Genomic DNA, 15,589 nt, shown 5'->3' with positions numbered 1-15,589 from the left:
GTGCTCGATTTCGTCAAGCGCACGTCGATCCTCAAGCTTGGACCGGAGCAGTTGCGTATCTTGGCGCCGGCGGCGATTGCGCTGGCAAAGGCGGAGGGTCTTGACGCGCATGGACGCTCCGTCGCCATACGGTTGAACATGTAGGCGGCGATGTCTGGCCCCGATCAAACCCGCGCCAGGCTGATCGATGTCGAACTCGATGAATCGATCGGCCGGTCAACGCCGGATGTCGAGCATGAACGCGCGGTGGCGATCTTCGACCTGATCGAGGAGAACAGTTTCCAGCCCGTCAATGACAGCGGCGACGGCCCTTACCGGCTGAAACTGTCGCTGGCCGAGCAGCGCCTGGTGTTTGCCGTTGCGCGCGAGGATGGCACCGCCGTCGTCACCCATATCCTGTCGCTGACGCCGCTCCGGCGCATCGTCAAGGATTACTACATGATCTGCGAAAGCTACTACGACGCCATCCGTTCCTCGACGCCGAGCCATATCGAGGCGATCGACATGGGCCGCCGCGGCCTGCACAATGAAGGTTCGCAGACGTTGATGGACCGGCTGTCCGGCAAGATCGACATCGACTTCGACACGGCGCGCCGGCTGTTCACGCTGGTCTGCGTGCTGCACTGGCGGGGCTAGCCCTGTCGCCCGGCGCCCTGCCCCGTTCGATCCTGTTCCTGTGCGGCATGAATGCCGTGCGCTCGCCAATGGCGGAGCAGCTGGCGCGCCGGATGCTGCCCGCCACCGTCTTTGTCGCTTCGGCCGGCGTTCGCGCCGGCGAGCGCGATCCGTTCGTCGATGCGGTGCTGGCCGAAGAAGATCTCACGCTGGGCGAGCGCCACCCAAGGACGATGGACGATCTCGAGGACGACTATTTCGACCTGATCGTCACGCTGGCACCCGAAGCGCACCACGCCGCACTCGAACTCACCCGCTCGCTCGCCGTCGAGGTCGAATATTGGCCGACGCCGGACCCGACCGACGCCGGTGGCACGCGCGAACAGATCATGGCAGCGTACCGGGACGTCCGCGAGCGGCTGAAGGTGCGCATAGGCCGACGTTTCTTGCTTCCAGAGGCAAAAAACGCGACGGATTAAGCGTGTTCACAAGCGGACGATTATCATATAGGTTCCGCCGAAATTCCGGCCAGGGTGCTGGAACTACCATCCAAGCAAAGGTATCGAATGCCGAAGGAAGAAGTCCTCGAGTTTCCGGGTGTCGTGACGGAATTGTTGCCGAACGCGATGTTCCGGGTAAAGCTCGAAAACGAACACGAAATCATCGCCCATACGGCCGGCCGCATGCGCAAGAACCGCATCCGCGTGCTGACCGGCGACAAGGTTCTGGTCGAGATGACGCCATACGACCTGACCAAGGGCCGCATCACCTATCGTTTCAAGTAAGCAAAGCCCGACTGGTCCGCGATGAGCATTTTGCAGAAGCTGGTGCTTGCCTCGGGTTCGCCGCGCCGAATCGAGCTCTTGCAGCAGGCCGGGATCGAGCCGGACCGCGTGCTGCCGGCCGATATCGACGAAACGCCGCTGCGTGCCGAGCATCCACGCTCGCTGGCCAAGCGGCTGTCGAAGGAAAAGGCCGAGAAGGCGTTCGCCTCACTGAAGACCGAAGCCGACTATGCGCCGGGTTTCGTGCTGGCCGCCGACACGGTGGTTGCCGTCGGGCGGCGCATCCTGCCCAAGGCAGAAACCCTCGACGACGCTGCCAACTGTCTCGGGCTGTTGTCGGGCCGTTCGCATCGGGTCTATTCCGGCATCTGCCTTATCACCCCGGGTGGCAAGCTGCGCCAGCGCCTGGTCGAGACGCGGGTGCGTTTCAAGCGGCTGCCGCGCGAAGAGATCGACGCCTATATCGCCTCGGGCGAATGGCGCGGCAAGGCGGGCGGCTACGCCGTCCAGGGCCTCGCCGGCGCCTTCGTCGTCAAGCTGGTCGGCTCCTACACCAACATCGTCGGGCTGCCGCTCTATGAGACCATCGCGCTGCTGAGCGGCGAAGGCTTCAAGGTGCATGGCGGCTGGCTGGCGGGAACCCGGCTGTGAATTCCGATCCCAAAGTCACGCCCTTGCGCCCAAAGCGCCCCTGTCCCGAATGCGGCAAGCCCTCGGCGCGCGACAGCTTTCCGTTCTGCTCGACGCGCTGCAAGGACATCGACCTCAACCGCTGGCTGAAGGGCGCCTATGTCATCAAGGCCCGCGATGACGAGGAAGAGACGGATCCCGACGCTCCGAAATGAGGTCGTCAGGCGGCCTCGGTCTTGCGCGCCACCCGCGCCCAGCCCGGCAGCCAGTCGCCGTGAGCGGCCAAGAGATCATCGACCAGTGACCAGATCTGGTCGAGATCGAGTTCGGCCGCGGTGTGCGGATCCATCATCGCCGCGTGGTAGATGTGCTCGCGGTTCTCGGTCATCAGAGCCCGCACCGTCAGTTCCTGCACGTTGATGTTGGTGCGGATCAGCGCGGTCAATTGCGGCGGCAGCTCGCCTATATAGGTCGGCTGGATGCCGGAGGCATCGACCAGGCACGGCACTTCGGCGGCGCAATCGCGGGGCAGCGAGGTGATGCAGCCATTGTTGCGGACATTGCCGTAGATCACCGACGGCTCGCCGGTCCAGACTGAATTCATGATCGAGGAGGCATATTCCCGGGACTGCTCTACCTCGATGCGATCGGCCGAGCGATAGGCTTCAGCCTGTCCCTTCCAGCGCTCGATCTGCTCGATGCAGCGCTTGGGATATTCATCCAGCGGGATGCCGTATTTCTCGATCAGGTCGGGGCGGCCCTCCTTGATGAAATAGGGCGTGTATTCGGCAAAGTGCTCCGAGCTCTCGGTGACGAAATAGCCGAGCCTGGTCAGCATCTCGTAGCGCACCTTGTTGGGACAGCGCGGGTTCCAGCCGGGCTTGGGCGCGCGGCCTTCGCGATAGGCGCGCACGAGATCTGGGTAGAGGTCGCGGTAGGAACCGTCCGGCTGGCGATGCTCGAACTTCAGATAGAACGCCATGTGGTTGATGCCGGCCGAGCGATAGCGGATCTCTTCGTAGGGAAGGTCGAGGTCTTCAGCCAGTTCCATTGCCGTGCCCTGCACCGAATGGCAGAGGCCGACCTGCCTGATCTCAGGGTATTTCTCTGCTATCGCCCAGGTGTTGATCGCCATCGGGTTGACATATTGCAGCATGATCGCATCGGGGCAGACGGCGAGCATGTCTTCGCACACCTTCCACAGATGCGGCACGGTCCTTAAGCCCCGCATGATGCCGCCGACGCCGAGCGTGTCGGCGATCGTCTGGCGCAGGCCGTATTTCTTCGGCACCTCGAAGTCAGTGACTGTGCAGGGCTCGTAGCCCCCGATCTGGAAGGCGACGACGACGAAATCCGCGCCGGCCAGCGCCTTGCGCTGATCCGAATGGGTCTCGGTCTTCGCCTTGACGCCAAGCGTCGCGATCAGCTTGTTGACGACAATGGCGCTCTCTTCCAGCCGCTGCGGATTGATGTCCATCAGCGCGATCGTCGCGCCGGACAGCGACGGGCGCTGCAGCACGTCGCCGACAATGTTCTTCATGAACACCGTCGAGCCGGCGCCGATGAACGTGATCTTGGGATTTCTTGCCATGCTAACCTCCGGCATATGTTCAGGCCACATCGAAAGCGGCCCTGACGAGCCGTTCGGTGTAAGCGGTCTTGGGATTGGACAGGATGTCGTCGACGGGGCCCTGCTCGACGATCTTGCCGTTCTGCATGACGATCACGCGATGGCACAGCGCACGCACCACCTTGAGGTCGTGCGAGATGAAGAGGTAGCTGAGGCCGCGCTCGTCCTGCAGCTTGCGCAGGAGGTCGATGATCTGCGCCTGGACGGAGAGGTCCAGCGCCGATGTCGGCTCGTCGAGCAGGATGAATTCTGGTTCAAGCGCTATGGCGCGGGCGATCGCAATGCGCTGCCGCTGGCCACCAGAGAATTCGTGCGGAAACCGCGACAGTATATCGCCCGGCATGCCGGCGCTGACCAGCGCGTCGCGCACCCGTTCGACCCGCTCGCGCCGCGTCGCCCCTATGCTGTTGACGATCAGCCCTTCCTCGATGATCTGGCCGATCGTCATGCGCGGGTTGAGCGAGGAGAACGGATCCTGGAAGACGATCTGCATGCGCGAGCGCAACGGCCGCATCTCGGCCCGCGACAGGCCGTGGATCGGCTTGCCGTCGAAACGGATCTCGCCGCGCTTGGCGTCGATCAACCGGAGCAGGGCCTGGCCGAAGGTGGTCTTGCCGGAGCCGGACTCGCCGACCAGCCCCAGCGTCTCATGACGACAGAGTTTCAGGCTGAGATCGTCGACGGCGACCAATTCGCGCCAGTCGGGTTTCAGAAAGGTGCCGTGGCGCAGCATGAATGAGACGCGCACGCCGCTGGCCTCGAGAATGGTGCCACAGCCCTCCGGCAGCGGCTTCGGCTGCCCATGCGGCTCTGAAGCCAGCAGCCGCCTCGTATAGGGATGCCGCGGGTCGGCGAAGAGCCGTTCGGTGACGTTGTGCTCGCACATTTCGCCATGCTGCATGACATAGACGTAGTCGGAGAACTGGCGCACCACGGTGAGGTCGTGGGTGATCAGGATCACCGCCATGCGCAGCTCTTTCTGCAGGCTGCGGATCAGGTTCAGGATCTGCGCCTGGACGGTGACATCGAGCGCCGTGGTCGGCTCATCGGCGATCAGCACGTCGGGATTGTTGGCCAGCGCCATGGCGATCATCACCCGCTGGCGTTGCCCGCCCGAGAGCTGATGCGGGTATTGTCTGAGCCGCGCGGCAGGATCGGGAATCTGCACGTGCTGCAGAAGTTCGAGCGCTCGCGCCCAAGCCTGTTTGCGGCTGACCTTACGATGCACCCGGATCGCCTCGACGATCTGGCTGCCGACCGTATAGATCGGGTTCAGCGAACTCATCGGCTCCTGGAAGATCATCGAGATGCGGTTGCCGCGCAGCTTGCGCCGGGCGCTCTCGGGAAATTTCAGGATGTTTTGCCCGTCATAACAGACGCTCGAGCCGGGCGACACCGTGGCGCGCCGCGACAGCAGGCCCATGACGGTGCGCGCCGTCACCGACTTGCCCGAACCGGATTCGCCGACGATGGCGATCGTCTCGCCGCGATAGAGCTGGAACGAGATGTCCTTGACCGCTTCGACGACGCCATGCTCCACCTTGAAGGCCACGGCGACGTTGCGAGCATCGATGATCGGCTGGTCCTGGCGTCCGTCATGGTCGTGACGGACGATCGGTGCGAAGGATTCGGCGAGCGCGACGGCCATTTGTGCCACCTCAATAAGGGTCGACGGCGTCACGCAGGCCGTCGCCCAGCGCGTTGAAGGCAAAGACAGTGACCAGCACGAAACCGACCGGCGACAGGATCCAGGGATAGGTGCCAATGACGGAATAGGTCGCGGTGTCCTGCAGCATCAGGCCCCACGAGATCAGCGGCGGCTTGACGGCGAAGCCAAGGAAACCGAGGAAGGATTCGAGCAGCACCACGGTCGGGATCGCCAGCGTCACGGCGACGATCACATGGCTCATCACATTGGGGAAGATGTGCTGCATGATGATGCGCCGGTCGGTGGCGCCGACCGCCATGGCGGCGCGCACATACTCGATCCGCGCCAGCGCCAGCGTCTTGCCGCGAACCTCGCGCGACATCTGCGCCCAGCCCAAGGCCGACATGACGATGATGACGAAAGCGAGGAAGACGTTGGTGGGAGCGGTGACCGGGATCAGCGTCGTCAGCGCCAGATAGAGCGGCAGTTGCGGGAAGGCGAGCACCAGTTCGACGAAGCGCTGCATCCAGACATCGAACCTGCCGCCGAAATAGCCGGAAACCATGCCGACGGTGGTGCCGATGACGGTGATGATGAAGACGACCGTCAGGGCGATCATCAGCGAGACGCGCGAGCCGTGGATGGCGCGCGACAGCACGTCACGGCCGAACTTGTCGGTGCCCAGGAAATGCACCGGCTGGCCGTCCAGCGAGCCGAACAGATGCCGGTCCGCCGGCAGCAGCCCAAACAGCTTGTAGGGCGCGCCATGCACGAAGAAACCGAGCAGCCTAGGATGATCATAGTCGGGGCCGACGACGGGCTGGAAAGTGACCGGATCGAGGTCCGCCGAATCGGCCAGCGCATAGACCCTCGGCCGTGCGGTGAAACCGCCGTCTCTGTCATGGAAGCTTGGCACCTGCGGCGGAGCGAAGCCGACATCCGTGACCTTCGGGTCCATTGGCGCGATGAATTCGGCGAATACGGCCATCACCAGCAGCAGCACGACGAGCCAGAGCCCGGCCATGCCGGTCCAGGAGCGCTTCAGCCGGCGCCAGACAAGCGCCATGTAGCTTTCGTTGCCATGCGCCGGTTTGGCGACGATGGGCCCTTCGGCAGGCAGCGGTGGAGGGGATGGATCGCGCGCCAGCATCTCAACGCTCCCCGAACTGGCGCACGCGCGGATCGAGCAGCACGAGCAGCATGTCGGCGATGATGTTGCCGACGATGAGCGTCGCCGACAGGACCATCATGAAGGTGGCGGTGACATAGACGTCGCCGACAGCCATGGAGCCGACGATCGCCGGGCCGACGGTCGGCAGTGCGAAGATGATCGCCGTCTCGATCTCGCCGGTCAGCATATAGGGCAGCACCACGCCCTGATACATGATGAGCGGATGCAGCGCGTTGGGCACGGCGTGGCGCATGACGACGGCAGCACCCGTCAGCCCCTTGGCCCTTGCCGTCTCGACATATTGCGCGTTCAGCGTATCGAGCAGATTGCCGCGCATGACGCGCATATTGTAGGCGAGGCCGCCGAAAGTGGCGATCGCCACCACCGGCCAGACATGTTTGACGAGGTCGACGAATTTGGCCCACGACCACGGCGCACCACCATATTGCGGCGAGAAGAATGAGCCGATCTCAGACACGTTGAACTGGAAGACCAGGAGATAGACGATGATCAGCGCCATCAGGAAGCGCGGCACCGTCATACCGAGGAAGGAGATGGCCGACAGTGTCGAGTCGATCCAGGTGTATTGCCTTGTCGCCGCCCATATGCCGAATGTGATGCCCAGCACCGAGGCCAGCAGATGGCAGACCAGCGCCAGAAGGAGCGTGCGCGGCAGGCGCTCTCCGACCACATCGGCGACCGGTTTGTTGTAGTACAGGCTGTAGCCGAAATCGCCTCGAGTGACGATGCCGACGATCCAGTTGAGATACTGCACGGGCAGCGGCTTATCGAGGCCATGCTCGATGCGATAGGCCTTTGCCTGCGCGTCGGCCTCGGCAAAGGAAGCTCCACCCTGGTTGATCGCCTGCGAGCGGATGTAGTCGGCATAGTCGCCCGGCGGCGCCTGGATGATGGCAAAGGTGGCCAGGCTCAAAATGGCGAGGACCGGGATTGCCGACGCTATGCGCGTGAGCAGGAATCGCAGCATGGACGGTTCGTTTCCTTGTCTCGCCGATCGCGCCCTTGGTTGCGTCCGGAGGTTGGTTTGTCCGGCCGCGCCAGCGGCGCGGCCGGAGGTCTCTCAGTCAGGGAGGTAAACCTAATTCATCAGCCCCTTCTCTCCAGGTTTGCCGGGCAGCTCATCGAGGAACAATTCATATTTCGCCTGCTTGTCTGCGGCGACAAATACCCGTTCGCGGATGATCGAATCCTCGGCCCAGTTGAACATGAAGATCGGCGTGCCCTGCGGAATGTTCGAGAAGCGCTTGTTGACGATCAACGCGCCGGGATATTCCGTCAGGCCGACATTGTAGACGTGCTCCGTCGAGATCTTCTGGAATTGTTTCATCAAGCTGGCGCGCTGGTCATTGTCCTGCGTGGAGACGAACTTGTTGACGATGTCGACGAGGTCCTTTTCGAACGGCATCACATCGACCTCGCCATTTTCCGGCGCACGATGGTCCCAGCTGGTGCGCGGGCCGACAGGGGCAAGCTGCACGGTGTTCTGCACCACCGAGGTCAGTTCCTGTTCGTTGCGCCGGACCAGCCAATCGAAGCGGCCGGAGTATTGCGAAGCGTCCCGCTGGGTGCCGTTGAGGCCGTTGAGCACGACCCGCAGCCCGAGCTTTTCCATCTGGGCGACGACGCCTTCGGCAAGGCTTTTGTCGGTCGTGTAGTCGTTGTTGACCAGCATCACGATCTCGACATTCTTGCCGCCGGCGGTGCCGGAAGGGAAATTCACGAAGCCGTCGCCGTCCGTATCCTTGAGGCCGGCCTTGGCGAGTTCAGCCTTGGCGCCATCGAGGTCGAAGGGGTAGTAGACCGTCGAATTGCGGTCGTAGAAGCTGGTTCCTGACGACAAGCCGCCGGGATAGATGGCGGTGAACGGCCCCTTGACCAGCGAGTCGCCGAGCGCCTTGCGGTCGAGCGCCATTGTGACGGCCTTGCGGAAATCCTCGTTGCGGTTCAGCTCGCGGATCGCCTGGCCGCGTTCGTCCGGATTGCCCCAGCCATTGGCGGAAAAATTAAAGCGCAGATTGTAGCCGATGAGCCGCGGGCCGAAAGCAAGACGGGCAGGCGCGTTCGCCTCCGCCGCACGCTTCAGCGAGGCGACGAAATTTTCCGGCTGCTCCAGATTGGAAAAATCAGCCGCGCCGGCCACCGCCTGGACGTCGCGATCGGCCCAGGTCGACAGCTTGTAGTGCAGTTCGTTGAGATAGGGCAGTTGATTGCCCTTTTCGTCGACCTTCCAGTAATAGGGATTGCGGCGCATGACGATGATGTCGTCCGGCCGGTATTCGACCGGGACCCAGCCGCCCATCACCGGCATGTTCATGAATTCCGGCGGGAAGGCATTCTTGAACTGATCGTAGGTGTTCTTCGAATATTTCGGATGCTGCGGCTTCAGGATGTGCGCGGGACCAGGACAGAAGGTGCCGTAGGCCATGGCATACAGGTACTGCTTGGGGAAGGCGTCCTTGAAGGTCCATTCGACGGTGTAGTCGTCGATCTTCTTCAACGTCGTGCCGACGCCGAAGGTTTCCGGCGTGGCGCCGTTCAGCGGCGAGACGTTGGGATCGACGACCTCGTCGTCCCAGTAGAACATGACGTCGTCGGCATTGAACGGCACGCCGTCCGACCACTTCGCGCCTTCGATGAGGTGCATGGTCAGCTTGTGGCCATCGCTCGACCAATCCCAGCTCCTGGCCAGGTTCGGCAGCGGCTCGGTGTCCTTGGCCTCGACCTGGAACAGCGGGGCGGTGCGCGTCAGGCATTCGGAGAGGCCGATGTCGATGCCGCCCCAGCCTTGCGTCTGACCGGCGCCGTAGTTCCAGCCTTCCGGCCGCCCGCCGATGACGTGGCGCATCGTATCGCCATAGACGCCGATGCCGTCTTGCATATTGCCCGTCTTGAAGACCAGCGGCTCCTTCGGCAGCCTGTCTTTCACCGGCGGAAGCTTGCCGGTCTTGACGTATTTCTCGGTGACCCAGTCGGGCTCGTGATATTCGGGAAGCGCCTTGAACTCCAGAATGGAGTCGCGCGCGACATAATTGATCTTGCCTTCGGCGGGAAACGGTGTCGGCGCCGGCGGAACCGTCGGCTCGGAAGCGTATGCACTGAGTGCCGAGACCGAGACGCTCAGCGCCAGTCCGGCAGCAAGGCCGATATTGCGTAAATTCCTCACTGTCTCTCTCCCTCTTGTTGGTCCGGAGCGTTTGCACCCGCTCCGCCTCTCCTCGAATTCAAACGGCTTCGTGGCAGTGGATCCGCCTCCCATGGATCCACCATCACCGCATGAATTTCCAGCCGGCCCGTTTCAGCCGGCCCGTTTCAGCCGGCTTGCTTCAGCGCGGCTTTTTCGGCGCGCAATTCCTCGATCGAGCGAACGCTGCGCCGTGCGGCGCCCGCCCACTCGCGGGTCTTCACCTTGGATGTCGACAGCCGCTCCCTGGCGGCCGGAACCGCATGGGCGTATTGCGGCAGCCAGGCTGCCTGGGCGACGACCATTTCGTCGACCATCTGCCAAACCTCCTCCGGCGTCGAAACCGCGCCGACCAACGGGTCATGCAGCACGGCGAGCTTCAGAAGATCGATGTCGCCTGATATCGCGGCATGCACCGACATGCGCTGGACGTTGATCGAAGCGATGCAGGTGGCGGCGCAAGCCTCCGGCAACGTGATGCCGGCGGCCATGTTGATGCCGAAACGGTCGACGAAGCCCGGCGACTCGATGATGGCATCGTGCGGCAGGTTGGTGATCACCCCATTGTTCTTGACGTTGAAGTGGCCGCGATAGACGCGGTTGGTCTCCAGCGCCTCCAATATGTGGCTGGCATGCTCGTTGGAGCGTTTCTCGCGGTCGATCGGCTTGGACGCCGCTTCGAGGAACTGCGGATATTCCGTCTCGAACCAGTTGCGGGTTTCGGTGGAGTAGCGGAGATAGCCGCCGGTCTCGCCGTGAATCCAGTCGGACATATCGATCCAGCGCGTGATCTCGTCGGGACGTTTGCGGTACCAGGGCAGATATTCGGAAAGATGACCGTTGCTTTCGGTCGAATAGACGCCGAAGCGCTTCAGGACGTCGATGCGCAGCTTCTCCTGCCTGGAATAGACCGGATGCGCCTCGAAAGCGGCCACCAGTTCATCCTTGCCAATGGGGCGGCCGTTGAGGCGCAGGTCGATGAACCAGGTCTGGTGGTTGATGCCGGAACAGACATAGTCGAGCTCCTGCGTGGACTTCGCGCCAAGCACCTCGGCGATCTGCTCGGCGCCGTGCTGGACGCCGTGACAGAGCCCGACAGTGTCGACCTTGCCGTATTCGATCGCCGCCCAGGTGTTCATCGCCATCGGGTTGGCGTAGTTCAGGAATTTGACGTTCGTCTCGGCGACCTCGCGTATGTCCTTGCAGAAATCCAGGATCACCGGAATATTGCGCTGGCCATAGAGAATGCCGCCAGCGCAGATCGTATCGCCGACGCACTGGTCGATGCCGTATTTCAAGGGAATGCGGATATCGTCGGCGTAGGCTTCGAGGCCGCCGACCCGCACGCAGCTGATGACGTAGCGAGCGCCTTCGAGCGCCTTGCGGCGGTCGGTGGTCGCCGTCACCCTGGTCGGCAACCTGTTCGCCTCGACGATCCTGTCGAGGATCGCCTTGATCATCTGAAGATTGTGCTCGCTGACGTCGGTCAGCGCGAATTCGATGTCCTTGAATTCGGGCACGCACAGGATGTCGGTGAACAATTTCTTGGTGAAGCCGACGCTGCCGGCACCGATGATAGCGATTTTGAAACTCATCAGCCGCACCTCATTCCATTTCGAATTGCAGGCAAGGAATGACAATGGAGGCTGTAGCCACATGCCGCGACATGTATGCAGGACAAGCCGGAATCCGGCTCGCCAACCTCCCTGTCCGCTCCTTGACTGCGGATCTCTCTCGCTTTTCGATGGGGATTATGCGCTTATTCGCGGGCGCGACCAGAGAAGGATTATGCTTTCAGGGGTAATTTTGTGCTGCATGATTTGATAGAACACGGGCAGTCCATGCGCACGATCTCGCTGCCGCGCGGCCGCCAGCGCCTGCACGCCATGCCGACGAGCACGGGCTACGAAGTGCGCGAGGACGAAATCTACGACTGGGACGGCCGCAAGCGCGGTCAGACACCGTTCACCGTGCTCCAGCACACAATCAGCGGGACTGGCCGGCTGCGCTACGAAAACCGCAACTACCGCTTGCAGAAGAACGACACATTGCTGGTGCTGGTGCCGCACAACCACCGCTACTGGCTGGCTGGAGATGAGCGCTGGGAATATTTCTGGATTTCGATGAACGGCGAGGAAGCGCTGCGCATCCACAAGTCGATCCTCAGCGTCTCGGGTCCTGTATTTCGGCTGCAGCCGGCGACAATCGATCATCTTGCCGATTGCAGCCTGCGCCTGATCAAAGGCGCCGCTTCGCCGGGTGCTGCTTCCGCGATAGCCTACGAGGCTGCGATGGCGCTCTATGACGATGTCTTCGGTTCCCATGCCTTCGCCGAAAAACTAAGCGCCATGCAGCCGGTCATCGATCACATCAACGCCAATCTCGACAAGCCGCTGCCGGTGGCGGACCTGGTCCAGATCAGCGGCCTCAGCCGAGCCCATTTCTCACGCTGTTTCGCCGAGAGCGAAGGCCTGCCTCCGGCCGAGTTCGTGCTGCAGCAGCGCCTGCAACGCGCGGCGAAGCTGCTGACCAAAGCGGATTTTTTGCCGGTGAAGGAGGTCGCCATCCTATGCGGCTTCGAGGAAGCGAACTATTTTTCAAAGGTCTTCCGCCGCTGCTACGGCATCACACCGAGCCAATTCCGCACCACAGGCATGTACGCGAATTTGCGGACTCCGGCCAGGCGCGGCGTCAGGGCGTTCGATGACGAGACCTGACGCCGCCACGGTTAAACAGGCAGCCAACTAGGCAGCGCGCAGGCTGCCGCCGTCCAGCCATTCGAGATCGGCTTGCGAAAGCGTGATGTCGAGAGCGCGCAGGCTGTCGTCCAGTTCATCCAGCGTGCGTGGCCCGATCAGCGGGATGGAGGGGAAGGGCTGAGCGAGCACATAGGCCAGCGCAATATGGATCGGGCTCTTGCCCAGTCTCGCGGCAAGTTCGATCGCCCGATCGCGGCGGCCGAAATTCCGCTCGGAGTACCAGACCCGCACCAGTTCCTCATTGTCTTGCTTGTCGCGACCCGCCCGATCGGTGAAGAAGCCGCGCCCTTGGCTCGACCAGGCGAAATTCGGCATCTGCCTGGATGTCAGCCAGGCCTTCCACGCGTCCGTGGAGGACGTGACGCAGCCAGCCCAGATCGGCTCCAGCATTTCGGCCAGCGAGAAATTGTTGGACAGCGCACCGGGCTTTTGCTTGCCGGTGCGTTCGGCGTAGGCAATTGCCTCATCCAGGCGTTCCATCGTCCAGTTCGAACCGCCGAACGGGCCGCGGATGCGGCCGGCCTTGACCTCGCGATCCATCGCATCGACGAATTCGCCGACCGGCACATCCGGATTGTCGCGGTGCATGAAGTAGACATCGACATGATCGGTCTGCAGGCGTTCGAGCGTCTGGTCGAGCTGCTTGCCGATCACATCAGGATAGCACAGCGGCGAGTGCGCGCCCTTGGCGATGACTACCGATTGCGCGCGCACGCCACGGTTTTTCAACCATTCGCCAAGCAGCTTCTCGGTATAGCCGCCGCCATAGACATAGCCGGTATCGAAGAGATTGCCGCCGGCCTCGAAAAAGGCATCGAGCAGGATCGAACCTGAGGAAAACGTACGGAAATCCTCGAAGCCGAGCGCCACCACCGATGCCGGCTTCGACAGGCCAGGAATGGTGCGCTTGGCGACCGCCGTGCCGCCGGACCGTAGCGGCCGGCCGGAGATGGTGTTGGTGCGCTGCTCGGCCTTCTCGATCCCGTATTCGAGGCCGGCTGCCGTCCGCCATTTGTCCAGCACACGCAAGGTGCCGAGGCTTTCCGCCCACGCCATGCCCGGCCAGGCGAATTCTTGGCCGCCGGCGCGGATCGCCTCGCCGGCTGCGTCGACCTCGAAGGAATAGACATGGCGCTTCTCGTCGACGCTGATGGTCTGGCGCGTACCATCGGAGGCGATGACGTCTATCCGGCCGAGACCGACATCGCGGTTGCCGCCGGCGAACCAGAAGTCCGGCACTTCGATGCGGCCCCTTGTGCCCAGGATGCGCAGGACATTGTCCTGGTTGAGCGAGATGCTGCAGGAGACTTCAGCGACAATGCCGTCGGGGAAATGCAGCAGCGCGGAGGCCCATTCGTCGACGCCGGACTGGCCCAGATGGGCGGTGCCGACCACCTTGTCTGGCTCGCTGAAGGGCTTTCCGACGGCCGCACCGGCAATCAGCCGGACCATCGAGACGGGATAACCGCCGACATCGAGAATACCGCCGCCGGCGAGATCGTTGGCATAGAGCCGGTGCTGCGGCATGAAGCCCGGCATGGCGAAACCGAAGCTCGACTTGATCATCCTGATCTCGCCGATGACGCCGGACCTGATCAGCTCCACCAGCTTCTTGGTCTGCGGGTGCAACCGGTACATGAAGGCTTCGCCGAGGAATGTGCCGGCCTTGCGCGCGGCATGCATCATGGCGTCGGCCTCGAAGGCGGTCAGCGCCAGCGGCTTTTCGCACAGCACATGCTTTCCGGCCTCGGCCGCCTTGATTGCCCATTGCGCATGGTCTGGATGCGGTATCGAAATGTAGACGGCGTCGATGTCGGGGTCGGCGAGCAGCGCGTCGTAGCCGTCGAGGATACGGGCACCGGGAAAACGCTCGGCAAGCCCCGGCTTGGCGGGATTGCGTGCGCCGATGGCGACCAGCTTGCCGGTGTCCGAAGCGGCCACGCCACCGGCAAAGGACTGGGCGATGCTGCCCGGGCCGAGAATGCCCCAGCGAATGGGCGTGGTTGCGGTCATTGTCATTCTCCTTGAAGGCTGGAAAGGGCTGGCGGTCAGCGCAGCCGCAGTCCTTTTTCGTCGAACAGGTAGGATTTGCGGATGGAAACGGTGATCTCGGACGTGTCGGGGACCTTTGCCGCGTCACGCTGGATCACCACGTCGTCACCGTTGGCCGTTCTGGCATAGAGGAAACTTGTGCCGCCCAGGTGCTCGATCACGTCGATGGCAACCACAAGGTCGGCGTCGCCTTCTCCGGCATTGCCGAAATGTTCGGGCCGCACACCGACAATGACCTTGCTGCCGATTTTTGGGCTGCCTATTTCGGGCGCAGTGCCAGTCAGCGGTTGCGTGATGCGGGTCTTCTCCTGGCCCGCCAGTTCGACCACAACGCCACGTGCATCGTGCCCGACAACCCGGCCTTTGATGAAATTCATCTTCGGCGAGCCGACAAAGCCGGCGACGAACTGATTGTCGGGGTTGTCGTAGAGATCGAGTGGCCGGCCGATCTGCTCGATATGGCCGGCGCGCATCACGACGATCCTGTCGGCGAGCGTCATCGCCTCCGTCTGGTCGTGGGTGACATAGATCATTGTCGTGCCCAGTTCCTTGTGAAGCCGGGAGATCTCGACGCGCATCTGGACGCGCAATTCGGCGTCCAGATTGGAGAGCGGCTCATCGAACAGGAACACCTGCGGTTCGCGCACGATGGCGCGGCCGATGGCGACGCGCTGGCGCTGGCCGCCTGAGAGTTTTTTCGGGCGCCTGTCCATCAATTCGCTGATGCGCAGGATCTCGGACGCCCGCTTCACCCGCCGTTCGGTGTCGGCTTTTGGATTGCCGGTCATGCGCAGGCCGAAAGAGAGGTTCTGTTCGACGCTCATATGCGGATACAGCGCGTAGGACTGGAACACCATGGCGATGCCGCGTTCGGCCGCCTCGACATCATTGACCACCTTGCCGCCGATGGCGATCTCGCCGCCGCTGATGTCCTCGAGCCCGGCGATCATCCTGAGCAGCGTCGATTTTCCGCAGCCGGAGGGGCCGACGAAGACGACGAACTCGCCGTCCTTGATGTCCATGCTGGCGCCATGGACGACCTCGAAGACGCCGAAGCGCTTGACGACATTGGTGAGCGTGACCGTTGCCATGCTGCC

The 15,589-nt window shown here is 62.7% G+C and carries 15 protein-coding genes; 7 read left to right on the top strand and 8 right to left on the bottom strand.

The features are described from left to right. From EN949_RS12875 to yacG, 6 genes are all read left to right on the top strand, one after another. The coding region (locus EN949_RS12875) for a histidinol dehydrogenase (RefSeq protein WP_206534947.1) at nt 1-144 on the top strand (144 nt) is incomplete at its 5' end. Nucleotides 145-150: 6 nt separating this feature from the next. Then, nucleotides 151-636, top strand: a complete 486-nt coding sequence (locus EN949_RS12870) for a UPF0262 family protein (protein ID WP_013530198.1) — start codon at nt 151-153, stop codon at nt 634-636. Continuing rightward, entirely contained in the window at nt 624-1,094 is a 471-nt protein-coding gene (locus tag EN949_RS12865; RefSeq protein WP_013530197.1) for a low molecular weight phosphatase family protein, read from the top strand. The genes EN949_RS12870 and EN949_RS12865 overlap by 13 nt, the downstream gene beginning before the upstream one ends. Nucleotides 1,095-1,181: 87 nt before the next feature. Then, the gene (gene infA, locus EN949_RS12860) at nt 1,182-1,400 is read left to right on the top strand and encodes a translation initiation factor IF-1 (RefSeq protein WP_006200926.1); all 219 of its coding nucleotides are present in this window, start codon (nt 1,182-1,184) and stop codon (nt 1,398-1,400) included. Between the two features lie 21 nt (nt 1,401-1,421). Next, nucleotides 1,422-2,051: a Maf-like protein gene (locus EN949_RS12855; protein WP_013530196.1), complete on the top strand. Its 630-nt coding sequence runs from the start codon at nt 1,422-1,424 to the stop codon at nt 2,049-2,051. After that, nucleotides 2,048-2,245: a DNA gyrase inhibitor YacG gene (gene yacG, locus EN949_RS12850; protein ID WP_013530195.1), complete on the top strand. Its 198-nt coding sequence runs from the start codon at nt 2,048-2,050 to the stop codon at nt 2,243-2,245. The genes EN949_RS12855 and yacG overlap by 4 nt, the downstream gene beginning before the upstream one ends. A gap of 5 nt (nt 2,246-2,250) precedes the next feature. On the opposite strand, the gene EN949_RS12845 is transcribed toward yacG, so the two are convergent. The 6 genes from EN949_RS12845 to EN949_RS12820 all read right to left on the bottom strand — a co-directional run bounded on the left by EN949_RS12845 (nt 2,251) and on the right by EN949_RS12820 (nt 11,276). Then, nucleotides 2,251-3,621 carry an alpha-glucosidase/alpha-galactosidase gene (locus tag EN949_RS12845; protein WP_127367163.1) on the bottom strand — a complete coding sequence of 457 codons (1,371 nt, stop codon included), beginning with the start codon at nt 3,619-3,621 and terminating at the stop codon, nt 2,251-2,253. A gap of 19 nt (nt 3,622-3,640) precedes the next feature. Beyond that, nucleotides 3,641-5,308, bottom strand: a complete 1,668-nt coding sequence (locus EN949_RS12840) for an ABC transporter ATP-binding protein (RefSeq protein WP_127367162.1) — start codon at nt 5,306-5,308, stop codon at nt 3,641-3,643. Between the two features lie 10 nt (nt 5,309-5,318). Then, entirely contained in the window at nt 5,319-6,458 is a 1,140-nt protein-coding gene (locus EN949_RS12835; protein WP_024504776.1) for an ABC transporter permease, read from the bottom strand. 1 nt (nt 6,459) lies between these two features. Further along, complete coding sequence (locus EN949_RS12830) at nt 6,460-7,467, bottom strand: ABC transporter permease (protein WP_013530191.1); 1,008 nt, start codon at nt 7,465-7,467, stop codon at nt 6,460-6,462. A 111-nt stretch (nt 7,468-7,578) separates the two neighbouring features. Continuing rightward, complete coding sequence (locus EN949_RS12825) at nt 7,579-9,663, bottom strand: ABC transporter substrate-binding protein (RefSeq protein ID WP_127366751.1); 2,085 nt, start codon at nt 9,661-9,663, stop codon at nt 7,579-7,581. 146 nt (nt 9,664-9,809) lie between these two features. Further along, nucleotides 9,810-11,276, bottom strand: a complete 1,467-nt coding sequence (locus EN949_RS12820; RefSeq protein ID WP_027163426.1) for an alpha-glucosidase/alpha-galactosidase — start codon at nt 11,274-11,276, stop codon at nt 9,810-9,812. Nucleotides 11,277-11,522: 246 nt separating this feature from the next. On the opposite strand from EN949_RS12820, the gene EN949_RS12815 reads away from it, so the two are divergent. Further along, nucleotides 11,523-12,398, top strand: coding sequence for an AraC family transcriptional regulator (locus EN949_RS12815; RefSeq protein WP_082826649.1), 876 nt, complete (start codon nt 11,523-11,525; stop codon nt 12,396-12,398). A 27-nt stretch (nt 12,399-12,425) separates the two neighbouring features. On the opposite strand, the gene EN949_RS12810 is transcribed toward EN949_RS12815, so the two are convergent. Both EN949_RS12810 and ugpC read right to left on the bottom strand, forming a co-directional pair. Beyond that, nucleotides 12,426-14,453, bottom strand: coding sequence for an aldo/keto reductase (locus tag EN949_RS12810; protein WP_127365684.1), 2,028 nt, complete (start codon nt 14,451-14,453; stop codon nt 12,426-12,428). Nucleotides 14,454-14,488: 35 nt separating this feature from the next. Continuing rightward, on the bottom strand, nt 14,489-15,583 hold the full coding sequence (ugpC, locus tag EN949_RS12805; protein WP_127365683.1) for a sn-glycerol-3-phosphate ABC transporter ATP-binding protein UgpC: 1,095 nt from the start codon (nt 15,581-15,583) through the stop codon (nt 14,489-14,491). Nucleotides 15,584-15,589: the final 6 nt, after the last annotated feature.

Origin of the sequence: Mesorhizobium sp. M7A.F.Ca.US.007.01.2.1 (genome assembly GCF_003998165.1) — a bacterium.
Classification (GTDB): Bacteria; Pseudomonadota; Alphaproteobacteria; order Rhizobiales; family Rhizobiaceae; genus Mesorhizobium; species Mesorhizobium ciceri.
The sequence above is the reverse complement of the archived record's forward strand: the minus strand, read 5'-3'. Positions and strand labels throughout refer to the sequence as shown.